The 25,792-nt window shown below is 44.8% G+C and carries 23 protein-coding genes; 4 read left to right on the forward strand and 19 right to left on the reverse strand.

Translation table 11 applies throughout. The annotated features are described in order from the left end of the window. Positions 1–140 precede the first annotated feature (140 nt). The 13 genes from fabG to C8N29_RS08905 all read right to left on the reverse strand — a co-directional run bounded on the left by fabG (position 141) and on the right by C8N29_RS08905 (position 11,033). Entirely contained in the window at positions 141–881 is a 741-nt protein-coding gene (gene fabG / locus C8N29_RS08845) for a 3-oxoacyl-ACP reductase FabG (RefSeq protein WP_107865698.1), read from the reverse strand. Between the two features lie 21 nt (positions 882–902). Then, the gene (fabD, locus tag C8N29_RS08850; RefSeq protein WP_420836658.1) at positions 903–1,844 is read right to left on the reverse strand and encodes an ACP S-malonyltransferase; all 942 of its coding nucleotides are present in this window, start codon (positions 1,842–1,844) and stop codon (positions 903–905) included. 162 nt (positions 1,845–2,006) lie between these two features. Continuing rightward, positions 2,007–2,357, reverse strand: coding sequence for a hypothetical protein (locus C8N29_RS08855; protein ID WP_146164442.1), 351 nt, complete (start codon positions 2,355–2,357; stop codon positions 2,007–2,009). A 147-nt stretch (positions 2,358–2,504) separates the two neighbouring features. Beyond that, a complete protein-coding gene (plsX, locus tag C8N29_RS08860; protein WP_107865700.1) occupies positions 2,505–3,509 on the reverse strand; it encodes a phosphate acyltransferase PlsX in 1,005 nt (334 codons plus the stop codon). A gap of 8 nt (positions 3,510–3,517) precedes the next feature. After that, positions 3,518–3,703 carry a 50S ribosomal protein L32 gene (gene rpmF, locus C8N29_RS08865; protein ID WP_107865701.1) on the reverse strand — a complete coding sequence of 62 codons (186 nt, stop codon included), beginning with the start codon at positions 3,701–3,703 and terminating at the stop codon, positions 3,518–3,520. Between the two features lie 32 nt (positions 3,704–3,735). Then, positions 3,736–4,278 (reverse strand): YceD family protein, encoded by a 543-nt coding sequence (locus C8N29_RS08870; RefSeq protein ID WP_107865702.1) that lies wholly within the window; start codon positions 4,276–4,278, stop codon positions 3,736–3,738. A 32-nt stretch (positions 4,279–4,310) separates the two neighbouring features. Continuing rightward, the gene (locus tag C8N29_RS08875; RefSeq protein WP_107865703.1) at positions 4,311–4,850 is read right to left on the reverse strand and encodes a response regulator transcription factor; all 540 of its coding nucleotides are present in this window, start codon (positions 4,848–4,850) and stop codon (positions 4,311–4,313) included. 3 nt (positions 4,851–4,853) lie between these two features. Further along, complete coding sequence (locus C8N29_RS08880) at positions 4,854–6,107, reverse strand: ATP-binding protein (RefSeq protein WP_107865704.1); 1,254 nt, start codon at positions 6,105–6,107, stop codon at positions 4,854–4,856. Positions 6,108–6,304: 197 nt separating this feature from the next. Beyond that, positions 6,305–6,508, reverse strand: a complete 204-nt coding sequence (locus C8N29_RS08885) for a hypothetical protein (protein ID WP_107865705.1) — start codon at positions 6,506–6,508, stop codon at positions 6,305–6,307. Between the two features lie 60 nt (positions 6,509–6,568). After that, entirely contained in the window at positions 6,569–7,291 is a 723-nt protein-coding gene (locus tag C8N29_RS08890; protein ID WP_107865706.1) for a DUF1775 domain-containing protein, read from the reverse strand. Between the two features lie 343 nt (positions 7,292–7,634). Further along, positions 7,635–8,843 carry a hypothetical protein gene (locus tag C8N29_RS08895; protein WP_146164443.1) on the reverse strand — a complete coding sequence of 403 codons (1,209 nt, stop codon included), beginning with the start codon at positions 8,841–8,843 and terminating at the stop codon, positions 7,635–7,637. 2 nt (positions 8,844–8,845) lie between these two features. Next, entirely contained in the window at positions 8,846–10,000 is a 1,155-nt protein-coding gene (locus C8N29_RS08900) for a methanobactin export MATE transporter MbnM (protein ID WP_107865708.1), read from the reverse strand. Between the two features lie 94 nt (positions 10,001–10,094). Continuing rightward, positions 10,095–11,033: an MbnP family copper-binding protein gene (locus tag C8N29_RS08905; RefSeq protein WP_107865709.1), complete on the reverse strand. Its 939-nt coding sequence runs from the start codon at positions 11,031–11,033 to the stop codon at positions 10,095–10,097. A 180-nt stretch (positions 11,034–11,213) separates the two neighbouring features. Between C8N29_RS08905 and mfd the strand changes: the two genes are divergently transcribed. Both mfd and C8N29_RS08915 read left to right on the forward strand, forming a co-directional pair. Then, positions 11,214–14,663 carry a transcription-repair coupling factor gene (mfd, locus tag C8N29_RS08910; RefSeq protein WP_107865764.1) on the forward strand — a complete coding sequence of 1,150 codons (3,450 nt, stop codon included), beginning with the start codon at positions 11,214–11,216 and terminating at the stop codon, positions 14,661–14,663. A gap of 246 nt (positions 14,664–14,909) precedes the next feature. Then, positions 14,910–15,395: a DUF4124 domain-containing protein gene (locus tag C8N29_RS08915; RefSeq protein ID WP_170106941.1), complete on the forward strand. Its 486-nt coding sequence runs from the start codon at positions 14,910–14,912 to the stop codon at positions 15,393–15,395. On the opposite strand, the gene C8N29_RS08920 is transcribed toward C8N29_RS08915, so the two are convergent. From C8N29_RS08920 to C8N29_RS08940, 5 genes are all read right to left on the reverse strand, one after another. Next, positions 15,392–15,856, reverse strand: a complete 465-nt coding sequence (locus C8N29_RS08920) for a universal stress protein (RefSeq protein ID WP_170106942.1) — start codon at positions 15,854–15,856, stop codon at positions 15,392–15,394. The two genes, C8N29_RS08915 and C8N29_RS08920, sit on opposite strands and share 4 nt — an antisense overlap. 62 nt (positions 15,857–15,918) lie before the next feature. Then, positions 15,919–16,911, reverse strand: a complete 993-nt coding sequence (locus tag C8N29_RS08925; RefSeq protein WP_107865712.1) for an endonuclease — start codon at positions 16,909–16,911, stop codon at positions 15,919–15,921. A 14-nt stretch (positions 16,912–16,925) separates the two neighbouring features. Continuing rightward, positions 16,926–19,889 (reverse strand): insulinase family protein, encoded by a 2,964-nt coding sequence (locus C8N29_RS08930; RefSeq protein ID WP_107865713.1) that lies wholly within the window; start codon positions 19,887–19,889, stop codon positions 16,926–16,928. A 154-nt stretch (positions 19,890–20,043) separates the two neighbouring features. After that, positions 20,044–21,237, reverse strand: coding sequence for a class I SAM-dependent methyltransferase (locus C8N29_RS08935; RefSeq protein WP_107865714.1), 1,194 nt, complete (start codon positions 21,235–21,237; stop codon positions 20,044–20,046). A gap of 189 nt (positions 21,238–21,426) precedes the next feature. Further along, positions 21,427–22,737, reverse strand: coding sequence for a condensation domain-containing protein (locus C8N29_RS08940; protein ID WP_107865715.1), 1,311 nt, complete (start codon positions 22,735–22,737; stop codon positions 21,427–21,429). A 318-nt stretch (positions 22,738–23,055) separates the two neighbouring features. Here C8N29_RS08940 and C8N29_RS08945 point away from each other — a divergent pair, with 318 nt between their 5' ends. After that, positions 23,056–23,508 (forward strand): hypothetical protein, encoded by a 453-nt coding sequence (locus C8N29_RS08945; protein ID WP_107865716.1) that lies wholly within the window; start codon positions 23,056–23,058, stop codon positions 23,506–23,508. Between the two features lie 2 nt (positions 23,509–23,510). After that, a complete protein-coding gene (locus C8N29_RS08950; RefSeq protein ID WP_170106943.1) occupies positions 23,511–25,115 on the forward strand; it encodes an FAD-dependent oxidoreductase in 1,605 nt (534 codons plus the stop codon). Here C8N29_RS08950 and C8N29_RS08955 read toward each other — a convergent pair. Beyond that, on the reverse strand, positions 25,110–25,787 hold the full coding sequence (locus C8N29_RS08955) for a TetR/AcrR family transcriptional regulator (protein ID WP_107865717.1): 678 nt from the start codon (positions 25,785–25,787) through the stop codon (positions 25,110–25,112). The genes C8N29_RS08950 and C8N29_RS08955 overlap by 6 nt on opposite strands. Positions 25,788–25,792: the final 5 nt, after the last annotated feature.

The raw sequence follows: 25,792 nt of genomic DNA on the forward strand, positions 1-25,792 counted from the left end.
AGGCGAGCCGCCGAGGCGAGGTTTATGCCTTAATCCAACGCTGCTGTACACTACAACAGATTTACAATTCAAACAATGGCCGTAGTGTAGGCAGCTATGTTTGACTGCGCAAGCCTTAAGCCACTATTTGATGAAAACAGTTACATATACATACCGCCATTGACCGCTAAAGTCACGCCATTGATATAACCTGCTTGGTCACTCGCCAAAAAGCTAACCGCATGGGCGATATCTTCGGGTTGTCCCAAGCGAGCGGCAGGAATTTGTGCCAACATAGTCGCTTGTTGACTTTCGGTTAAGGCATGTGTCATATCAGTTTCAATAAAACCTGGTGCAATACAATTGACGGTAATGCCACGACTGCCCATTTCTTTGGCTAGGGCACGGCTAAAACCTTCTAAACCCGCTTTGGCCGCCGCATAGTTACACTGCCCTGCATTACCCATCAGACCCACGACCGAACTGATATTAATGATTCGTCCCCAACGCGCTTTACTCATGCCTTTCAAACAGGCTTTAGATAAGCGAAAAATCGCGCTCAAATTGGTGTTAATCACGGCATCCCAGTCTGAGTCTTTCATCCGCAACAACAAGCCATCGCGGGTAATGCCTGCATTATTGACTAAAATTAAGGGCGCACCAAAACGACTATTCACTTGCTCTAAAAATGCATCAATACGGTCAGCTTGTGTGACATCTAAGGCCATACCCACACCTTGTGCTTGGCTTTCTTGCAAATAGGCACTGATGGCCTGTGCTCCTGCTTCGGTTGTGGCTGTGCCAATGACCACAGCACCCTGTGCGGCAAGTTGCTGGGCAATGGCTTTACCGATACCACGACTTGCGCCTGTAACCAGTACGACTTTTCCTGCTAATGACATATTTTTTCCTCGTGCGTTGGCTTAACCTGCCAGAGCATTCACCAAACTGCTGGCATTTTCTAGCGATTCACAGCGTAAATTTTTATCAATTCGTTTATTAAGACCACATAATACCTTACCCGGCCCACATTCAATGACGCGGTCAACGCCTTGACTCGCCAACCATTCGACAGTCGCTACCCACTTGACGGGACTGTACAACTGGGCAATCAATGCTTGACGAATGGCCTGACTGTCAGCTTCGATACGTGCAGCAACATTTTGTACCACAGGGATGGCAGCTTGATGAAAATCAATATTTTCTAAGGCATCGGCTAATTTTTCAGCAGCAGGACGCATCAATGAGCTATGGGCAGGCACACTGACAGGTAAAATTAACGCCCGTTTAGCGCCGCGTTCCGTGGCTGCTTTCATCGCAGCATGTACGGCATCGGTTTCACCCGCAATCACCACCTGTGCAGGCGCATTAAAATTCACTGCCTCCACCACGCCTACGGATGCAGCCGATTGGCAGGCTGCCAATACCTCCGCATCTTCTAAGCCCAAAATAGCCGCCATCGCCCCTAAACCCATCGGGACAGCTTGCTGCATCAAACGTCCACGCAAGGAAACTAAACGCACACCATCTGCCAACGAGATGACACCACTGGCAACTAAGGCTGTGTATTCCCCCAAGGAATGGCCCGCTAAATAATCAGGATTTGCTCCCCCAAATGCACGCCATACTCGCCATAAGGCCACGCCTGCAGTTAACAAAACAGGTTGTGTATATTCTGTTTTATGCAGATCCGTTTCGTTATGTTGACATAACTGCCACAAATCTAAACCTAAGGCATCGGAGGCTTCACCAAAGGTTTGATTGATGAGGGGATATTGAGCGGCTACATCTGCCAACATACCGAGTTGCTGTGAACCTTGACCAGGAAATACAAAGGCTAATGTCATTATTTCTTTATCTCTCATAAAGACCCATGACACCGCTGTACAACCGTGGCTGAACATCATGTGACCATTCGGGTCTGACTTAAACAATTACGCGACGCATCTGACGACCAAACAGAGAATCTATCAACGCGCTTTACACCGTATGCCTACATTTTAGGTATGCAGCCTAGACGGACGTTGTTAGTGCTTCGCTGCTGCTGTTTGCTCAGTATGCAGGTATACCAACTTACCATTTTCTAGGCCAACATCACTCAACCAATCTTCTTCTTGCGTAAGAATGTTTTGCCGCCCTTCAAATTCAAGGAGATAGCGTGAAAAAAGGTGGAGTTTTATTTGTGCATGTTGACCATTTTCTGAAATATGACTGTCTAATAAATCAATTTTACTGATAATCAATTTTGCTATCATCAAGTTATTCTTATAAATCTTTGTCAATTCTGCTTTTGTTAAAATCTTATCGTGTGCCAAATTTTTTTGTTGATAGCGGGCTGAAAACAGGTTTAACAACGCCTCAGGCTCTTTTTGCATCATGTACGTGCTGTGCTCAGTCAACAATGCATCTAAGGCTTCGGGGGTGATTTTTTCGAGTGCCCAACAGGGAGACAGTATCGTCAATCCCCACAGCAAACCCACATAAACGAGCTGAGTGAATCGTTTCATCGCCTTATCACATCGTATTTATTGTTGTTCTGGCATGTGTTGTTGAATAAGTGCGGGCACATCTTGTTCGACTGCTTTGATAGCCACTTTAATGGCTTGAGCAAAAGAGGAGCTATCGGCACTGCCATGACTTTTGATGACAATGCCTGTTAAACCTACCAAACTTGCACCATTATAATGACTAGGATTCATTTTTGCTTTTAGACCACGCCAGACAGGGTAAGCCAGTGCACCCGTTAATTTCGTTAACCAATTACGACTGATTTCTTGCTTAATAAAGGCAGCCATCATTTTAGCGACGCCTTCGGAGGTTTTTAGAGCAACATTGCCGACAAATCCATCACACACCACAACGTCCGCTTCGCCCTTAAAAATACCATCCCCTTCTATGTAACCGACATAATTCAGTGCCGAGGCGCGTAATAGTTGATGCGTTTGCTTGATTAGCTCATTGCCTTTGATTTCTTCTTCGCCAATATTTAATAAGGCAACACGCGGTTGTGCAATACCTTCTAAGGCACGTACCACCACATCACCCATCAAGGCAAACTGCACCAGATGTTTGGCTTCCGAGTCCACATTTGCCCCTAAGTCCAACATATAAGCGCGGCCATGTTCGGTCGGCAGTGCCGTCATAATGGCTGGGCGTTCAATATTGGCATGTGTTTTTAGGACGAAACGACTAATCGCCATCAAAGCACCTGTATTACCCGCACTGATACAGGCATGTGCTTTTTTATCGTGCACTAAATTGATTGCCAAGCGCATGGAAGATTGACGTTTATTGCGCAATGCGACAGCAACTTTATCATCCATGGTGACCATTTCATCGGTATGGACAATAGAAATACGCGCACGGATATTAGGCGCTATTCCCTGCAACAAGGGACTAATTTGCGATTCTTGGCCGACTAAAATGATGTGAATACTTGATGAAGCGGAGAGGACAGAAAGAGCAGCAGGAACGGTGACGCGGGGACCAAAGTCCCCGCCCATGGCATCAACCGCTAAGGTGATCGCCATACGATGCTTTAGGCTTCAACCGCAGCAACGGTGAATAATTGACGACCACGGTAAAAACCATCTTTGGTCACATGGTGACGACGGTGTGTTTCACCTGTGGTTTGGTCTACGCTTAAAGTTGGGCCAGTAATTGCATCATGAGAACGACGCATATCACGACGTGAACGGCTTTTACGGTTTTGTTGAACGGCCATGATAGCTCTCCAAACAACATCTATAGTCTAAGTTATTCTTCCGTTGACGGCTTTTTGAGTGCTGCCAACACCTGAAATGGATTTTCTTTGACGGGTGCTGCTACATCGACTTGCTTATACTGCAAGGACTCACAATGGTCATGCATGGGTGTATAAGGCACATTCAACAACAACTCGTCTTCAATAATCTCGGCCAGCGCGACGTCTTGCTCTGCAACCACAATATAGTCTGCATCTTCTGGCAATTTATCTGCTTCATCCTCGTCATGCACCAAGGCTAAATCAATCGTGGTTTGTATACTAAGATTCATTGGCTCCAAACAACGTTGACACGTCAACGAGACATTTGTTGCTAAATCACCCCGTAAAAACGCGATACGTTGGGCATTACGCTCAAACCGACAATTGACCTGTACACTGCCTTCAGTGGTAACTAAATCAGCAGCTAACCGTGTAAATTTCGCCAACGGGACATCGGCTACAACCTGTGTAGCTCTGTCTGCCCATTTGAAGGGCTCAACGGCGGCGGGTAATGAGACGACTGGCATAATAGGGGCGCGATGATACGGGTTCATAGGCAGAATGTCTAGTGTTTTTGCGTGGCTGGCTACTGTTTAACGGGATATTTGGCCAGTTTACGCTGTAAGGTACGACGGTGCATATTTAAGGCTCTGGCCGTGGCGGAGATGTTGCCGTCATGGGCTTGTAAGACACGTTGAATATGCTCCCATTCTAAGCGGTCGACTGACAGTGGTTGCTCCTTTGGCGATAACGCACTGTCACCTTCTACACGCCCAAAGGCTTGGATAATGTCATCAACGCTCGCAGGCTTTGCCAAATAATGGGTTGCACCGAGCTTAATGGCTTCTACTGCCGTGGCAATACTGGCATAACCCGTCAACACCACAATACGGGTTTGATTATCTAATTGATGGAGCTGGCTCACTAACTCTAAACCTGATGCTCCTTGCATTTTTAAGTCCACTACGGCAAATTCAGGGGATTGCTGTGACAATAATCCGACTGCCTGCTCAACACTCTCGGCACTGATAACCTCAAAGCCGCGCCGTTGCATGGCACGTGTCAATACCTGTCTGAACGTGGCGTCATCATCAACTAATAATAGGAGCGGTGCATTTTCTGACATGGTTTATGTCCGTTGTTGAATGGGCAACATCACCCGAGCAATAGAGCCGCCGCCCTGACGCGGTAAAAAGACAATTTGTCCCCCCAGTCGGCTTAAACTAGCATTTGCTAAAAACAAGCCAATCCCCATGCCCTGCTCTTTACTGGACATCATTTGTGTGCCTGCTTGCTGTAATAGCTCATCGGGGAAGCCCAAGCCTCTATCCAACACATCGATTATCAGTTGTTGACTCAATCGACTCATCGCTAACTCTATACCTTGACTTGAGGCATCGGCTGCATTGTTGAGCAGATTGATTAAGGCTTGTTCTAAGGTCGCATCGTACGCCAGCATCACGTCATGCTGTGCGTAAGGGAGTACTTGTAAACGAATACTGGGTCGTAACAGATGAAACTTATCAACGACCTGTGCAATCAATACAGGCGCAGCTATCAGGCTTAAAGCGGTCGTTTGTGCCAACTCAACCTTTTGAATCATCGTCCCTAAAATCTGCTTACATACACCGACTTGTTGCTTTAACAGTGCAATATCAGGCTGTAGTTCTGTATCTACCATGGCTTCTAAATCGTCAGCTAACACAGCAATTGTCGCAAGTGGTGTACCCAATTCATGCGCTGTGCCTGCGGCTAATGTGCCTAAGGTCAGTATTTGCTCTTGACGTTGATATTGTTGCTGATACTCGGCTAACTGTTGTTTGGTCTGCTCAATTTTTGCCGCTAAGTAGGCCATAAAGCAAGTTAATAGCCCCGCACTCAAAGCAAAATTTAACCACAGGGCAAGATGATGAATGGAAATACGTAAGGTATTCGGCATTGCGGGTAAGGGTTGATAGTCTTGCATCAAGCTGGCATATAAAAAACACGTGAGTAACAATAATAAAATACTATAGCCTAAGGGTAACATGACAGCCGCTAAGGCCAATGGCAGTAAAAACAAGGAGGAAAATGGATTGTTAACACCGCCTGTAAAATACAACAACAAGGCTAAGGCCAGAATATCAATCAGCAGTTGACTGGCGAGCATGGTCTCACTGACCTGCCGACCGCGTTTGCTTCGTTGGGCTTGATAATAGGTAAGCGCATTAACGACACATAATACGGCCAGTATCGTCAACAAAGGCGTTAAGGGTAATGGCATCGCCAATCCCCAATGCGTTGTCGCTATCGCGATGCCCTGCCCCATAATGGCCACACACCTGAGTATAAACAAGGCCATTAAGCGTCGGTGTTGTATAGAAAAAAAGCGCGCTGTGAGCATAGAGTGGCTACAATTTCATAAAAAGTGGCTTATTGTAAGCCGCTCTGCTTTAAGCCGCTGTAGATTTTAGGCTATCTGTTGCTAAAAAAGCGATTTTTAAAACACAGCTTAGGCTTGAGATTAAGCTGTGTCTTGGTACGGCGCTGTTGACACCCTCACCGCTCATAAACTAGATGAAGGTATCAACATACGCGTGTTTATTGCGGAGGCAATAAATCGGCTGACAGCTTACCCTCAGCAGGTGGCAGGTCTAAGGCCGCCGCCACCGTTGGACTTAAGTCGCCGAAGGGGTCAACACTAGCAGGGGTACTGACCTGAGATTGCGAATCATTTGCTGCGTCATGATTGCTATTACAGGCAACTAGCCCCAACGCTAAACACAAAAAAATCAAAAAGCGCATGTTACTATCCCTTTAGGAAGCATGGTAGAGAGTGGGCAAAACCGTCTTTATCCACACTCTCTAGTATTTGACCCAAATATCACTGCCTGCGGGAATGGTTAAGAGTTGAGTGGCGTTCTTTTTAATCAGCTCCAAGGTTTGCCCATTCGCACTGTGCCCTTCTTTGTTTTTCCACACGATAGCGGCATCGGTAAAAAAGTTTTTGGCTGTGCCAGTTAAATCTAAGGTATTAGGCACCGTATATTTATTCCAACCTAAACCGCGTTTGGGCAGAATGTACAAAGTAGGCGTATTGGCACCCGTCCATACTTCGCTTAATTGATTATTCGCACCGCAATATTGTGTGGTTTCAAAGCCTAATGTGCTAAAAGCTGGAATCGGTGTTGTTGTCGTACCATTAATTGTGGATAAAGCGACACGGAAACTGACCTGATAAAAGTGACTGGCTTCTGTTTGTACGTCTTCGGTTTTTTGCTCCCAAACCAAACTACTCACTTTACCTGCATTATCTTTGACAATTTTTACTTTGCCAAAGGTAGAGTGCATAGGCATCACACTCGATAGCGCCACGCCAGCAGGCATTTTTACTTCAATTTTATTAGTGTCATAGCCAACATCAGCAGCATCATGGCAACCATGTGGTACATTCAGTGTGGCAATAATCGTATTTCCCGTAATGGGCAGATTATTACTGTCCCTAAAAAAACCAACATGTGCAGAGGCAAACTGGCTTGCCACTAAAGCCCCCACCAGTGTCATGGCTAATACTGAACGATTTAACATACTCTTACCCTTTTAGTGTTTAACGACGCTGTTACTTGGCAGGTGCCGTTTGTAACGAGTTACTTAGTTCTTCGCGCAATCATTGTGTGAATGACAGGCATGCAACGCCAGATTTAGCTATCCGTATGCGCTAATCTGGATGACCTGTCGTAACCCGTTCACGATGAGCCGCGTAAGACCTGATGTCTGTGTTTGCGAGACGGAGACCGATAAAAAAATGGGACTGTGTTGTGACCGCAACACAGTCAAGGAGAATCTCCTACATTCGGCGCAATGCACTGACCGAACGAGGGTTATTGTAAGAAAGGAAAGCTCAGAACAAAATGCGACATATTGTCGCAAGCTATGGTTTGATTGGCCATAAACTGGCGATATCCCATTGATATCTCAATAAAAAAATTCGGTTTTTTTGTTGTTTATTATCTTCTTGGTGGAGTTCTAGACGCCATGTCATACCATAGGGGGCGCGCCATGTAAGCCCTACTCCATAACGAGACAAACGGGCTGCACTGTCTTGAATCGCGGCTTCTTGTGCAATCAGTCCTGCGTTTGCGCCTGTCAACTGATGTTGGCCTGCCAAGGTTTCTAGCCGTAGACTCGCTTCTATAGTGGGATTTAGCGGATGACTCGCCATCAACCATCCCCCCGAAATGTCCCCTTGATAGTCAACTAACCCCGATACACTGGCTAAATCACCTGTTTCGCGTTTCCACCATGCTTCACCTGAAAATTCGGTGCCATACCAGCGTTTAGCACCACTGGCGACAACAATCAGGGCTTGACCATCAAAACATACCTGTCCTAAGGTAGGAACGAGACAGGCCGATTGGGCATGGCTATGCCCTTGTGTCAATTGTTGCTCGGTAGGACGACCATTCACATTAAAGTGTGCTGCGCTGAGTTGCCAATGACTAAAATGTCCTTGCCAGCCGCCACCTACATTGATGGCATTCGCGCCTTGGCTTTTGACACTGGGAAAGCTGTCCGCTTGATACGCGCCCATAAACGCCTGCCATCCTTGTTCGTGTTCCCACGCAAGTGATACCCCATCGTCCAACCACCCCCCTGCAATGGCTGCGCGCATCACCAGAGGTGTTACACCGAATTGCCAATTATGGCTATGGACTAAATTTTGCTCACCCAAACGCACGTGTTGACGACCTGCCAGCGCGGTTAATTGGTGATCGGCATTAATATCGTAATGGTATTTTAGCCATGCTTGCTCTATTGCAAACTCGTTGCCTAAATCTGTCCCGTGATAACTGCCTTTGACAAGGGTGGTGATATCACTCGTCCAAGCCACTTGCAAACCGACATCAACAAACTCTAACTGTGCGCCTTGCACGTAGGCCTGTTGAGCGCTACTTTCTAAGGCATTGGGTAGACGTGTCATCGGATAATCGTATGCCGTATCCAGATAACGTCCGCCGATATTAAGGATAGGCACGACCCCTTGTTCGGTCACTTCGTGACTATAAACAAGGGAACTTACGGTCGAAAGCCCCAATACACAGGCATAATTTGCCAACAAAAGACAATAGTTACGAGTCATAATCAGGGCTTAGTAATAAAAGGGTTAGCAAATTTGGGATTGTGCAAAAACTCATCATCGGTGAGTGTTTTCAGAAAGGCAACAATGTCGGCTTTATCTTGCTCGGTTAACGCAATACGGGTCACCAAGTCACTTTTATACGGATTTTTACGACCATCCCCCGCATAAATACCCTCAGTAATATGACGCCCCCCTGCGGCATAAAAATCTAAGACCGCTTCTAGATTGGGAATAGAACCGTCGTGCATATAGGGTGCTGTGACTGCGACATTGCGTAAACTCGGTGCGCGAAACTTACCCATATCTTGCGCTCTGCCTGACAATTCAAATACCCCGCGATTGGGAAAAGGAAAGTCACCTGTACCGCCAATATTGAACAAGCCCGTATTATGAAAAGGTAGCTCTACAACCCGTGTCCCTGCATGCCGTACTTGGTCATTAAAGTTAAAACTGCCATGGCAATGAAAACATTCGGCTTTTTCGCCAAAAAACAGGTTTTTACCCCGCATTTCACTGTCTGATAATACCGCCTGTTGTGTTAAAAACTGGTCATAACGCGAATTACCCGAAATTAAAGCACGCTGAAAACTGGCAATGGCTCTAATGATATTCGCAAAAGAAACAGGCTGCGTGTCTTGGGGATAGGCTTGCTGAAAGAGTTGCTGATATTGCGTATCCTGCTGAAATCGTTGCAAAACCTCTGCTTTATTTGTGTCGTTAATGCCCATTTCAATCGGACTATCACCAAATAAGGGGACTTCCATTTGCCGTTCTAAACTGGTGAGTGCAGGATTAGCCCACGTCATTGTTGCGTTATAAACCACATTACTCAGATGCTGAGCATTGCGTGGATGTGCTTGTCCTGTAGAGCCAATCGCGGTTTCTAAGCCATCCGTAAAGGCTTTTTCTTGTAGATGACAGGTGCCACAGGCTTGAGTACCGTTGCCCGATAAGCGTTGGTCATAAAATAAGTGTCGCCCCAGTTCGACTTTAGCGACAGACATCGGATTATCAGCAGGTACAGCAGGGGTCGGAAAAAAAGCAGGTAATTGCCACTGCCATGTTTCAGAGTTGAGTGTAGGGTCATTGGTGGTCGTGCCTGTATTACAAGCGACCAACCCCATCATCACCAAGCATATAAATACGTTTTTTTTCATAAGACTCAAACAAAAAAACTCATGTGGCCACGATTTGACCACACGAGTTATCAACTCAAAAAGAGAACGTCGTCTCGCTGAGGTCATACCATGCTTACTTATTAATCACCTTAAACATGGTTTGGGTGTGCGTCGTGCTTTTTTTGCCTGTCGCTAAATCAATCCCCATCGCATTAAAAATTTCGGGGCAATCGGTATCATTTGTTTCAGACATACACCCCATTGTCGTTTTTTTATTAACCGCAATATCCGTATTTGCAAATAAAGCCGTTAAATCTAAAGCCACTTTTTGGGTACTGGGATTAAAGCTGTTGAGGCTAATGGTATTGAGATTAGGTTTGCTACAGCTATACAGTGCAGGTGTATCTGGTGCATCAACACAATCGGTTGCCCCCAGATGTAAAAACCATGTTGGACTTTTGCTGCTTGTTTCGGTGTCTGTGACTTGACCATCAGGCTGTAATTCGATTTTGACAAAACGGCGACCCAACTGCCATGACCACCCCATTGACATAATATCCAAGGGAGCTTGTGCCGTCATGACGTCGCTATGACTTAAAGCAATGGTTTTACCTGTACTATCAACACCCGTATCAGGCACACCTAATAAAAATTGAATGCCTGTATATGTGCCTGCTTCTACTTCCCCAACCACTGCCGTGTTCGTGCCTGCTGTCCCTGTGGCATTGTTTTCACACGCGCCAGTTGCATCCTCAAAATCTAAGAGTGCCACACCATAGTTTTGGTAGTTATTTTTGTTTAAGCTCACGGTTTTGAGCTGACCTTGGCTGTTAATTAACTTGATGTCGGCAATATAAAAACGTAAATCTTGCAGTTGTGCTGTTTGGCTACTCGCACCCAAATTGTTAATACGATTGACTGCACCACATTTTACATCTGCCCCATTGGCTTGAGCGGCAAATTGAATAGTGATGTTTTGTTTAGCATTGACGGCCACATCGTCACTGCCCCCGCCACAGCCAGTCAGGGCTAAAGTGAACACAGATAACGCTGCGATGGCGGTATAACGCATGGTATGCCTCTATTTTTGGATTAGCGAAGAAGGCACGCATTATAAAAGAACTGTGCCGCTAATAAGTGCGACAGATTGTCGCAGCTTTAGGCGCTATTGCTGTTTTGATGCGGCTTGTAGTCTGCTTTAACACTCAAAAATCCGTTACAATCGGCCATTATTTTTATGACAGCGTTTGTTATGACCTCGCCTCTTTTTACGCAATTAACATTACCAAGCCACACACAAGACCGTAAAACATGGGTCAATTTAGTGGGCGCAGGCATGGGGCTTGCGCTGACTGAAGCCATTAAACAGTGGTCTGGCGTGGTGTTATTAGTGACCCACGACAGTCAACAAGCCACACGTTTAGAAGAAGAAATACGCTTTTTTAGCGAAAATAGTTTTCCCATTTTGCACTTTCCAGACTGGGAAACCTTACCTTATGACTTATTATCGCCCCATCAAGATATTATTTCGGAACGATTACGCATTTTAGCGACCTTACCGACGCTGGCTAAAGGCGTGGTGATTTGTCCCATGAGTACCCTAGCCCAGCGTTTAGCGCCGCCTCAATGGTTATCGGCACAGAGCTTTAGTCTCAAATGTGGGCAAGTGTTTAAGGTAGATGACACCCGCCAACGCTTAGAGGCCGTTGGCTATCGTGCAGTCGAAACTGTATATGAACACGGCGAATACGCCGTACGCGGTAGTTTGATGGATATTTATCCCATGGGGGCAGATGCGCCCGTCAGGATTGAATTATTTGATGATGAAATAGAAAGCCTACGTTTATTTAATCCAGATACTCAACGGACAACAGACGGCATCACTGCCCTAGAACTACTGCCCGCACGTGAGTTTCCGTTTGATAAAAGTGCCATTCGTTTATTCAAAGACCAATGGGCAGATACCTTTAGCCATACTGACCCCAAAAAATGTGCGTTGTATAAAGATGTCAGTCAAGGGTTGGCCGCTGCAGGTATCGAATATTATTTGCCCCTCTTTTTTAATCAACATGCCAGCCTGTTTGATTATTTACCCAAACAAACCTTAATTGCGACCGTACAAGATGCTCAATCTGCTCTAGACCACTTTTGGCAGGAGTTGACGCAACGTTACGAAGACCGTCGTCACGATAATTATTTACCCATTTTAGCCCCTGAGCGTCTTTTTTTACGCACCAATGATGTCTTTGCCCACATCAATAGTTTTAGCCGTTTACAATTAAGTAGCTTAACCGAGGCAACTAAAGCGGGTACAAGCCTGTTTGACTTTAGTGCTGTACCCGCCTTACCCATTGATTCTCGCAGTGATAGACCTCTACAAGCGCTAGCCAATTATTTACAAGACAAAAAGCACCGTATTTTGTTATGTGCAGAAAGCGCGGGTCGGCGCGAAAGCCTATTGTCCTTATTACAAAAAGCGCATCTTAAACCCCTATTAATCAATCAATGGTCAGAATTTCTCTGTAGTGATGCCCCCTTTGCATTGACTGTTGCCCCTCTAGAACATGGCTTATGTTTGCCAGAATTGAGTGTGATTGCAGAAAGTCAGTTATTTGGTCAACGGGTGATGCAGCGTCGTCGTCGTAAAGCCACTACGGGCGAAGGTGCAGCAGAATTAGCCATTCGTAGTTTGAGTGAGTTAAATATCGATGCGCCTGTCGTACATATTGATTATGGCGTCGGTCGTTATCAAGGCTTAATGACCTTAGAAATGGATGGTCAAACCCAAGAATTTTTACAACTTAGCTATGCCGACAACGCTAAACTCTATGTGCCTGTCGCCAATTTGCACCTGATTGCGCGTTACTCTGGCAGTGACGATGCACTCGCACCTCTACATAAATTAGGTACAGAGCAATGGCAAAAGGCTCGTAAAAAAGCCGCCGAACAAGTCCATGATGTTGCCGCCGAACTGTTGAGTATTGGCGCACGACGTGCCGCTAGAGCAGGTTATGCTTTTGGTTTTGACGAACAAGAATACGCCAAATTTAGTGCGGGTTTTGCATTTGAAGAAACAGCCGACCAAGCTAATGCCATCGTGTCTACCTTAGCCGATATGCGTTCTCCACGTCCGATGGATAGATTAGTGTGTGGTGATGTGGGTTTTGGTAAAACCGAAGTTGCCATGCGTGCTGCTTTTGTAGCCGTCAATGACGGTAAACAAGTCGCGGTGTTAGTTCCCACAACATTACTAGCACAACAACATTACGAAAACTTTTGTGACCGTTTTGCCGACTGGCCCGTCAGTATTGATGTCTTATCACGCTTCAAAACGGCCAAAGAACAACAAAAAGCCCTAGACGCACTCGCTGAGGGTAAAATTGATATTATTATTGGCACACACAAACTCTTGCAAGATAGCGTACAGTTTAAGGACTTAGGCTTAATGATTGTCGATGAGGAGCACCGTTTTGGCGTTCGCCATAAAGAAGCTCTCAAAAATCGTCGTGCCGATGTCGATATGCTGACCTTGACAGCCACTCCCATTCCGCGCACCTTAAATATGGCGCTGTCTGGCTTGCGCGATTTATCGATTATTGCCACACCACCTGCCAAACGTCTGGCGGTAAAAACCTTTGTGCGTGAAAGTACCGATAATGTCATTAAAGAAGCCATTTTGCGCGAGTTATTACGTGGCGGCCAAGCCTATTACCTGCATAACGATGTCGCGACTATCGAAAAATGTGCAGCTGACTTACAAGGTTTAATTCCTGAAGCGCGTGTTGGGATTGCGCATGGTCAAATGCGTGAACGCGACCTCGAACAGGTCATGCAGCAGTTTTATCACAAACAATTTAATGTATTGGTCTGTAGCACTATCATCGAAACAGGTATTGATGTGCCCTCCGCTAACACCATTATTATGGAGCGTGCTGATAAATTAGGCCTAGCACAACTCCATCAGCTACGTGGTCGTGTTGGGCGTTCACATCATCAAGCCTATGCTTATTTATTGATTCCAAATAAAAAATCTCTCACCGCCGATGCCGAAAAGCGTCTAGAAGCCATTGCGAATGCCGATGATTTAGGCGCAGGTTTTGCGCTGGCTAGCCAAGATTTAGAAATTCGTGGTGCAGGTGAACTATTGGGTGAAGAACAAAGCGGCAATATGCAAGTCGTCGGCTTTACACTGTATATGGAGATGTTAGAACGTGCAGTAAAAGCGATAAAAGCAGGTAAAACACCCAATTTAGAACAGCCCTTAGCCTTGACCGCAGACATTAACTTAAGACTCTCCGCCTTAATTCCTGATGATTATTTAGGCGACGTACATCAACGTTTATTAATGTATAAACGTATTAGCCATGCAGATAGCGATGAAGGTCTGGAAGAATTACAAGTCGAAATGATTGACCGTTTTGGCCTATTACCTGAAGCGACTAAAAACCTATTTGCCAGCCATAAGCTCAAACTCAAAGCAGCCAAATTAGGAATTAAGAAAATTGATGCACATGCCCAAGGTGGTCGTTTAGAGTTTGATAAAGAGACGAAGGTACAACCCATCACGATTGTGCAATTGGTTCAAAAACAGCCTGCGCAATATAAACTCGATGGCGCAGATAAGCTGCGTTTTATCAGTGACTTAACAGAACCTCATAAACGGCTGCGTTTTATTGAGGACTTATTACTGAAGTTAGGCTAAGCTTCAATTGACACTCAAAACGTAGCTTTCTAAAACATAGGAAGCCTGAGTTCGGGATAAAAAATCTGGACTTACGCGTTTCATCGACATTAGCAGATTTTGCGAACATAAAATCGTTGAAAACGATTGAAATCTAAGCTAACAAGCGATAACCGCGTCAGTCCTAAAAAAGTTTTTTTCGCAACTACAATCAAAACATCAATAGACCCTATGTATAAAAAAATCATTTTTAGCCTAATAATCATCATGACAATGACACGTGTTGATGCAGAAAATATTTATCAATGGAAAGATGAAGCAGGTAAAATTCACTTTGGCGACCGTAGCTCAGCACCTACCCAAAGCAAAGAAGTCCATGTCGACACACCGACCAACATTGTTAGTCCTCAACAACCGACTCGCTATATGAAAAAATCCCTCTCTGTGCCCTATCATGCACCCGCCTTAAAGGCACCTAACAGAGAGATTGACCCCAATTTAATGAGCTATACCACGAATAGCGGGTCAGCGATAGAACAGACCTGTTTATTAGAAGCCATGTCGATGATACTAAACCGTGATGCATTATCCTTAGAGGCATTCAAAGCGAAGAGTCAGGGCTTATTAAAACGCTGTCCTAATAAGGCTTATGTTTGTGAAACCTACAAACGCAATGCCAGTAAAAATCATTGCTCGGTTGTGGATACCACCGTTGATGAACAGTTTCTGACGAAATATAAGGTCTATAATTAAACGTTAACAGGCACGACTAATACAGGTCTATTGGCTTGATTGATAAGACTTTTACTGGTGCTCCCTTCTATCAGTTGTACCAATAAGCTCTTATGATGTGACCCCACGATAATCATATCGGCGGCCAGTTTATCTGCTTCTTTGAGAATCGTCGTCACTACCGAGGTTCCGTTAACCAACAAACCGATGGCAGATAAACCCGCGTCTTGTAATTGCTGACTCAAAGTTTGCATTTGTTGATGCTCACGCTGAAAGCGTTGGGCAATATCATGACGAATCTCTTTGGGGTCAATATATACGGGCAATTCACCAAAGACCCCGCCATAGCCCACCATTTCTTCTTGTGAATCAGTGACATGCAACAAACACATACGCGCAGACAACTGTTGTGCAAATTGTTGCGCATATTTTATTAAGATGGGGGTTTCTGGCGATAAGTCGACACAGACCAATAGTTTCATTGTCGTCTCCCTTGTTTGCGCCATGTTCAAGACATGGCGACTTGGCATGCACAATGATAGGTTTATTTACAAATTGAAGCACACGGTTTGCCGTCACCGTCACCGTCAATACTGGTATTACCACATGTATTGAGTTGGAACTTGGCTTCGGCACAATTAGCCATTTGACTACACGTTTTTTTAGTCGTACAAGAAAACTCTGTGGCAGTTTTATTGTCTATCACGGGTTTAAGCTCTGTTTTAGACTGACTTACAGTGGTTTTATACTCACTAATAAAACGATTGTCTTTCCCTTGTTTTTCAGCAATCCGTTGATTTCTTTCAATTTCCCACGCATCGGGCGCATCTTGTTTTGACCATACACTAAATAACTTACGGTCTTGGTCAGACAACTTAAAGCCGTAGGTATCTTCCATATAAAACATCACACGCGCCACATCACCTTTTACAGCATCAGGTGGTTCGGCACGGCGTATAGATTCATCGACTTCTATAGGACACGCACCGTATTCGCGTTTGTTACCTTCAACCATACCCCAATTATAGTTTGAACGGTCGCCATTCACTTCCCCCACCGCAGGAAACAAATTATGTAAGTCATTGTGTGCCGTTTCAAAAACAGGGTCTTTGGCTTCACAACATTGGCGGCCTGTCATTTTCTTTTCGGGACACACTTTTTCAGGCTCACGCCAACATTGTCTAAAATTACCAAATTGATGGGCTGGCATCACGTGTTCAGCCTCAATGCGACTGGCACGTTCAGGGTTTTTACGGGGTTTATAACCACAACTTTGCCAATCGACAATTTTAGACCTCGGGTCATAATCACAACCACAGTAAAATGTGATGTTATGACCTTTGTAAATGTCATTATACAAAATCTTTTTTGCTGACTCAAAAGAGGCAGGACTTTTGGGCAAATTAGCTGTGTTTTCCTGCGGTGTAGCGGTCTGCGTTGGTTTTTCTGTTGCTTGCTTGCTCACCGCCTCGCCTTGATTACAGGCCGAGAGTAATAGCAATACGGGCAGCCAAAAACCCATTACTTGTTTCAACATAGATGTCATCTCAATTACAAACGCTCAATGGTAAAACCTAAACCTTGCACCGTTTCCGCTTGGCTATAAGGGGCAACGACGGCTTTGCTCATCCGTTCTGCACTGAGATATTTAGCAGCCACCGCTTGTAAATCGGCAATGGTCACCGCTAATAACTTCGCACGTAAGGCACGACGTTGAGCAGGTGTACGACCATACAAAGCATTATGGAACGCGCTACGCGCTTCACCTGCGGGCGACATGGGTTTATCTAAACTCGCCATAATGCCCAAAATCACTTCTTCTAATTGGCGTTCTTCGTGGTTATTCGTTTGTAACCATGTCAAACTGGCTTCAAAATCGGCAAAGGTTTCAGCCAAACGCGGGTCACGATATGAGAAGAAACGGAACGCACAAGCATTACTGTCATAAGCCGCACCGCCACCATACGCACCACCTTGTTCACGAATAGCACGATGTAAAAAGCCATTACGCAAAAAGCCCCCTAAAATCATCAATGCTGGTGCATCGTCATGGTCAATGGGCACAGCAGGATACGCCGCTGCACAAAATTGCACTTGAGTATTTGCTAACCATGCTATTTGTGTGGCTTGTGGGTTTGCCTGTGCTTGAATTTGGCCAGCCCTGAGCGAAGTCAAAGCGTGTTCCCTGAGCGTAGCCGAAGAGTCGTCTGGTAGCTGAGCGGAGTCGAAGCTCCACGTTTGTTGTAAGTTTTCAACCAACGTCGCTAAACGCTCTTTTTCGGCAATCAACAAAAACTGACGTGGTGCGGCTAATACTTTGTGATGAATGGCTTGTAACTCTGCTAATAGACTGGTTATGCCTTGTTCATTTTGGCTATTGGCTACTAACTCACGTAAAGTACGCAAAGCGGGCAAACCTGAAATACGGTATTCCAATTGGCTTAAAGCACTCATGCTATGACTAGCGGTTTGCATTGCCAAGGCATGACCACTGTCGGTAATGCTTGCTTCAAAACGGGCTTTACGCTGTGCCAATAAATCTTGCACACGTTCGGCTTCATCAAAGCGTAATTGCTCTAAAATCGTTTTTAATAAGTTAAAGCTGTCGGTGTTGTAATGTAAGGCTTTGCATGAAGCGACCAAATGCGCTTGAGCTTGCCCTGCATTGTTCAGACTGGTACGCATACTTAAGCCCATACGCACACCGCCACTGACTTGTGATTGCCATTGCTGCATGGCTAAATAGTCATGCTCGCCTGCACCCAATTCACTCAACAAGCTACTATAAAACGGCACAAGGCTTTGCTCACGTTCGGTTAAATTGGGTAAATCGATAATAATTTGTTGATAAAACAAACCATTCGTCCCTGCTTCAAAGGTGGTAATGGGTACATCAACACCATTAATTGGCAAAGTATAGGATTTACCTTCGGCAATTTTTAAGTCAGCAGGAATATCCGCTAAACCAACTTTTGGCAAAATACTCACATCATCAATTTGTGCCTGACGCGCCACCAATGCTTTGGTATTGGCAATAATTGCTTGTTTGTCAGCCTCACTTAAGCCTTGTTGAATCTTGGCTAAACGAGCGGCTTCGGCTGCTTGACGTTTTTGGCTAATGGTATTATCGGGTTTTAAGGTTAAACGCACACGGTGTGGATTATCCAATAAAGCGGTTTTGACGAGGTTTTTAATATAGTCAGGATCTTGAATGGACTGGCGTAATTGTGCCAAAACTGAGTCAACATCCCACAAGGCTAAGGGGTCAGCATCTTGTAATGCCGCATTTAAACCATTTAACACTAATTGCAAACCATAAGGATAAGAGTCGCCACCAATTTCGCGTTGAGATAATTCAATTTGATGTAAAACGGCTTCTACCTCTTCTTGGGCTACACCTTCTACAGCAACTTTTTGTAGGACGTCTAAAATACCTGCTTCAATGTCGGCGGCTTTATCGGCGGCAGAACCTTCTAAACCACAAGCAAAACTCATTTCACGGCCATTATCATCCAAACCACACATGGGTGATGGTGCTTCGCCCAAGCCACAAGTTTCTAAAAATTGGCGTAAGGGTGAAGCAGAGTTTTCTAATAACACACCATTTAATAAATTCATCGCCAAACGTTCGCTAATATTCGCGGTTTGACCTAATAACCAACTCATCACCACATGACTTTTATTGGCTAAATCACCTTCATCTAAAGGATAATGATCTTCAACGATGACAGGCGCGTAGTAACGTTTTTCATCTTTACCTTTGATAGTTTCGCTACGTTCAAAACTGTGTAAGGCTTCTTCTTCAAAACGACGTTGTAATTCAGCCGCAGGAATATCACCAAAGGTCATAAATACGGCATTACTGGGGTGATAATGCTTTTTATAAAAGGCGATTAAATCGTCATAACTTAAATCGGGAATGGTTTCGGGGTCGCCACCTGAGTTGTAATGATAGGTGGTGGTTGGAAAAACATATTTATTTAATACATCTGACAAAATGCTGGTGGGTGAACTCATCGCCCCTTTCATTTCGTTAAAGACAACACCCTTGTACACTAAAGGACTATTCGGGTTTTCGGCTTCACTAAACTCTACCCGAATGCCTTCTTGAGCAAAATCTAAGGGGTCTAAACGGGCATAAAATACCGCATCTAAATACACAGACAACAAATTAAAAAAGTCTTGACGGTTTTGGCTCGCAAAAGGATACGCTGTCCAATCGCTCGAGGTAAACGCATTCATAAAGGAATTTAACGAGCGACGAATCATTAAAAAGAAAGGGTCGCGCACAGGAAATCGTTTAGAACCACATAAAGCCGTGTGTTCTAAAATATGGGCTACGCCAGTTGAATCCATCGGCATGGTGCGTAAGGCCACCAAAAACACATTTTCAGGGTTATCGGAGGCTAAGTGAAAATGACTCGCCCCTGTTTTTTTATGGCGATACTCGCTCATTTCTACGTTTAACGAGGCAATATGCACTGTGCGTAAACAGTCAAAGGCAGGATGAGGCATAGATGTGCTCACGGGTAGCTCCAAACTAGATAATAACGTTTAGGACTTATATAGGGTCAGTTGAGAGATTGATTGCGTAACCGTACTAAAACGACTTAAGGGATTATGCGGCAAAGTAAGCTCAGTGACAAATACAGAACGAGTGAACAAAGCATTAAGATTTAGCAACTGGCTTCAATAAGCTCTCTAGGCAATGTTCTTTAATACCATAAAACTGTTTAATCTCTTGTATTTGTTCGTAAATTTCCTGCTGTCTTTTAGGATTGACTGGCTTCTTAATGGCTAAAATCATTTTATTTTTACTGGTATGTTCCAAAGCAACAAATTCAAAGACCTGACTTTGATAACCTTGTGCTTCTAGTAATAATGCACGGATACCGTCAGTCAACATTTCGGCCTCTTGTCCCAAGTGTACACCGTGTTGTAACACAGGCTGCAAAATGGCTGGGCTAGTCAATTGAGGACGTAATTGCTTGTGGCAACACGGTGCGCACATAATAATCTCAGCCCCCAACCGAATACCTGTATGAATGGCATAATCAGTGGCAATGTCACAGGCATGGAGCGCAATCATCACATTCAGGCGTTCGGGTTGATAACTACGTACATCACCTTGATAAAATTGTAGACCTTGTAATTGATGTTCATTAATAGTTTGTTGACACAAGTTCACCAAATTGTCACGCAGTTCCACACCCGTCACCTGTGCTGGATTGGCCAATTGCTGACGTAAATAATCGTGTAATGCAAAGGTTAAATACCCTTTACCTGAGCCAAAATCAACGACATGTAAGGCTTGACCGATATCTAATTGGCTATCTGCTAAGGCATGCTGAAAAATTTCAATAAACTTATTGATTTGCTTCCATTTACGCGACATGGCAGGAATTAACTGGTCTTGTTGGTCGGTAATGCCTAGATTACGAAAAAAGGGACGATGCAAACTCAAATAGCGTTGCTTTTCACGATTATGCTGCAAATGGTTTGTAGGGGTTGCCTCCGTAGCAACGGGCGTTTTTAATAGACTGGCTTTGTCTTTTTTGCTAAAACTCAGTTGCCAGTCGTGAGTCTTCGTCAATAAATGGGCATTCTTAAACTCAGTCCCTAATAACTGTGCTAACAATGCCGTACTGTCAGCCAAACTATAGTTTTTTGTCGTGTCTCGTGTTTGGTATGTAGAGACCCATGACAACATCATCTGCTGTTTAATCATAGTTGGCCGCACCTGAATCTTCTGTAGTTGCGGCTCAGTGCCTCGATATTTGCTTAATACCAGTTTGGTGATGTGCTGTTGTTGGCAAGCTACGGTAAAGGCTTGGATAAACGCTGCTGATGCAGACGGGGTCATGGCAAATAATCCTTACAAACTTGAGGGGCGGTTGGCATGTTGATGGGCTTAGGGAAGCGACTCTTTTTACAAGATATATTGTATAAGTCGCTTGCTGACAAAACCACCTCAAAAAAATAGCCCTTGTCCTGTGAGTGATGAACCTCAATCATCCCATAGCCACAGGCAAAGTTTGTAGATTATACGGCATCAACTTAATAACTGTTGCTTAAACAAGTCGGCAAATTGTTCGATTGCTTGCTGGCTAAACTGCGACTGACGATATCTAAAGGCAAATAACAAACGCTCGCCAAAGCAGACAATTCCCACCGAAATGCTACAAGGCATGGGTGCAGGCGGCGAAAAATAGACACTTTTAATACGTCCTGCCTCGCCCATCGTGAAGTCATCTGACAAACGTCCCAAGTTAGACACCCATGTTGTTTCCATCAACACTTTGCCAAAAATGGGAAATAACTCCTTTAAGCGGGCTTTTAAGTAAGCAGGTAAAAACTTAGGAATAGCTAATAAATCAATGAGTGTACCTGCCGCCCCTGCCTCCTTGAAACTTGTGGTTTGTTGGCAAATCGCCAGTGATAATGACTCTAACTGTGTTTGTTGTTCGGGCGTGACGGATACCGACACATAGGAAGAAAAATTACCAATCACCTCATGCCACCATGCTTCTGGTCGTAAATTCACAGGCATCATAATCGCAATCCGACCGACTTCTTGGCCATGCTGTACATTCCATTGTTTAATGGCTAATGACATGGCTGCTAATAGCATATCGTTCACTGTCGCAGGTTTACGCCGACGCGCCATAAACTGTTTCGTTTGCTCGGGTGTTAAGGCCAAGATTTGCACACCGTAACCTGCAATATCATCCGCATGGTGAACATGTACCCCTTCTGAGGCAATACGTACTGGCGGTTGTCGACTATTTCCTAAATGCTCTAATAATAATTTGGTACGTTCTAAACGTTGTGCCATCGTTTTTGCACCCGCTAGTTTCAATAAATGACGCACCGAGAGTGGGTCGATAGGCGGCACAATGTCGGCTTGTTCGCTATAAAAATTGACCACCGAACGAATTAAACGAAACGTCCCCAAACCATCAGCTAAGATATGTGGCACATTAAACAAGAGATAATCCCCTTCTGGATAATGCACCAAATAGACAAGAAACGCAGGACTCAGGTGAATCGGCACTTGAATGGTCGCTAAACGGCGGCGTATGTCGACAAGGTCTTGTTGTGTTTGTGCATGCCACACCGTTAAGGGCAAGTGGTCAATGTGCTCAGGAAACTCCCAATAATAACGGCTTTCTACACCATCATGATAACGCATACGTGCATGGGCTAAAGGATGTTGACGTATGGCTTTTAATAAGGCTAGTTCTAAACGCTCGCGCACAATTCGACCTGTCACTTGGATTTCTAAGTGAATACTCCATGTATCAGGTCGGCGTTCAATATTGAAAAAAGTCGCATCTAAGGAATTAAACTCGGTGGTTTGCATCTTGAGTCTCGTGGTCTTAATTAGGTCATATACCCTGCATATTTTATATAACACACAAATAACAAAAAAGCAGTCTTAAGTCTTTATTAGCGTATTTCATGTGTTCAAGCGTGGCTATTTTCATGCAGTCATCATGACTGAATAAGCTAAAAGGAACGAATCAGTGTATTTTTATAGTTTACTCCGCCCTAAAATAATCATAAATATTTCTGTTAAACGGTTTTATAAAAAACTTGCCAAAGATGTTAAAAAAGCACAATATACGTAACATATATGTTACGTATATTGTGCTTTTTTGTTTAGATAGAGCGAGTTTCCATGCCTCCTATTACCAATACTATGTCTCTAGCGCAGCTAGTCGATTGTTTTAAAACAGCGAGCTTACCCACATTGACCCAAAGAGATGGCTTTTGGCGGGCGCGTTTTGTTGGCCCTTTATGGTTAAGACTCGGTGGCATGCCCAGTTGTTATATCTCAGGTTTATGGGGTTGGTTAGGCAAAAAGTTTTTAACCCCCCATCGCGCAACGAATGTATTAAAGCGTGCTGAAAAAACCATTGATGCACTCTCTATGCAAGCACAAGCACGGGCATCGTCTATAGATGGCAATCCTGTTATTGCCCTCACCTATGGTTCAGACGCACCTATTCCTTGGCGTTGGGTGACTGATGAATTAAGAGCCTTAGATGACAGTACGTTATTGGGTATGACACGTGTCGACTTACCCTTAATTCGTCATTTTATCTTTCCCTTTATTTTAGAGCGCGATTAGGCATGAGCACTGAAATTGACTATGACATTCTTATTGTCGGTTCTGGCTTTGGTGGCAGCGTCAGTGCCCTACGTTTAGCCGAAAAAGGTTGGAAAGTGGCTATTTTAGAAATGGGCAGACGCTTAAGCTCAGAGGATTTCGAAAAAGCCGCCACCAGCACCACCGCATTGTCATGGATGCCGAGTTTGGGCATGAAAGGCTTTTTTGCCCAAGAAGTCTTTCAACATGTCGCTATTTTACGCGGGATTGGTGTGGGTGGTGGCAGTAATGTCTATGGTGCCGTCTTGCTTGAGCCTAAAACGGCATTTTATCAAGACACTGCTTGGTCGCACTTAAATGCAAATTGGCAACACGAATTAGCCCCACATTACGACACTGCTCGTCGCATGTTGGGTATTAGTCACAATCCTTATCGGGGTATTCAAGATGAATGGCTAGAGAAAGCTGCCCATAAGATGGGGGTTGGTCATACCTTTGGCGCGGTACCACAAGGTATTTTTTTTGGTCAGACGCAGGGGCTGAATCCTGACCCGTATTTTGATGGCCAAGGGCCTGCACGTCAGGGCTGCACACAATGTGGTCGTTGTTTTACAGGCTGTAGTTATGGCGCTAAAAATTCGCTCGATAAAAACTATTTGTATTTTGCCGAACGTGCAGGCGTCACGATTTTACCCGAGCATAAAGTCACCCACATTGCGCCATGTCATGGGGGTGGGTACGTGTTATATGTAGAGCATCCGTGGCAAAAAGATAAAACTTACCGTCCATTAAAAGCTGCAAAAGTGATTTTGTCGGCAGGCGCACTCGGCACACAAGAAATTTTATTTAACTCACGTGACCGTTATCAGACATTACCCCATATTTCGGACACCCTTGGACAACGCGTGCGTACCAATAGTGAAGCGCTAGTCGGAATTTTGGCAAAAGATTCGCAGATTGATGTCACTCAAGGTACGGCTATTTCAACACATTTCTATGCTGATGACAAAACGCATCTAACCCAAAATCGTTTACCACCCAGTTATAGCATGATGAAGTTTTATATGGTACCAATGGTAGATGACACACATCCGCTACGTCGAGCGATACGTACCTTATGGGCTTATATGCGGCATCCCTTAAACGCCTTTCGCGTCTATTTTGCGGCTAATTGGTATAAACGCACCACCTACTTAACAGTCATGCAACACGCTGACAATGAAATGGCATTTAGTTTTGGCCGTAGCTTATTACGGGGCTTTCGCTTTGCTTTACGCTCGGAACTGGCCAAAGGTGGGCGTACACCATCGTTTTTGCCTCAAGCTAACGCGGCGGCGCGGGCAGTTGCTGAAGTCAGCGACGGTATTCCGCAAAACATGATTGTAGAAAGTCTTGGCAATATGTCCGTGACGGCGCATATTTTAGGTGGTGCTGTGATGGCAGATAGCCCACGTACAGGAGTCATTGATATTGACCACGAAGTTTTTAATTACCCGCATTTGTATGTGGTTGATGGTTCTGCTATTCCAGCTAATGTGGGTGTCAATCCTAGTTTAACCATTACCGCACTGGCCGAACGCTTTGCGGCGCGTTTTCCTAAAAAACACCCCACAGGATACAGCTCATGATTTGAAGGTGGTTGCTGCCGAACGTAACATCGCTAAAAACATATGTGTCGTCATTTCACACTGTTGGTCTACTTCTTCCCGACTCACAGGATAATGACGAAACACAACCGCCCCTGCCGTTTCCACCCAATTTACGAGTGTTTCAATCACACGTAATGGAATATGTGGTAACCCCAAGGCCTGCGCTTGCTGCTCAATCAGACCAATCGCCACATTAATTGACTGTTGGCGATAGCGTTGGGCAATAGAGCCTGTGGTAAATCCTTCCCGATAAATACCTGTGACGACTGAGCCCTGCTCTAATCCCCAATCAAAATAAGCGCGCACCCCTGCACGTATGCGTGCTTCTGCTTGCTCGCATTTGGCAACTTCAGACACCAAACGAATCACCAAATCGGCATTGGCTTTGGCAATCAAGGTCTCAAAGACTTGTTCTAAACCTTGGGGAAACCAACGATAAAACGTAGGCCGCGATGTCCCTGTTTCTTGTAATAATAATTCAACACTGATTTCACTGGATTGACGCGTCGCTAATAATCGACCTGCGGCAAGCAAAACGGGTGTCTGCCGTGCAATTAACGCACTGCCAGCAATACGAGGGCGACCACGTTGACGTGGATTATTATCAGAGAGAGTATCGTTTTTCATGGTTTGATTATGCCACAAACCCATAGGCT

It is taken from the genome of Agitococcus lubricus (genome assembly GCF_003051055.1).
Taxonomy (GTDB): domain Bacteria; phylum Pseudomonadota; class Gammaproteobacteria; order Pseudomonadales; family Moraxellaceae; genus Agitococcus; species Agitococcus lubricus.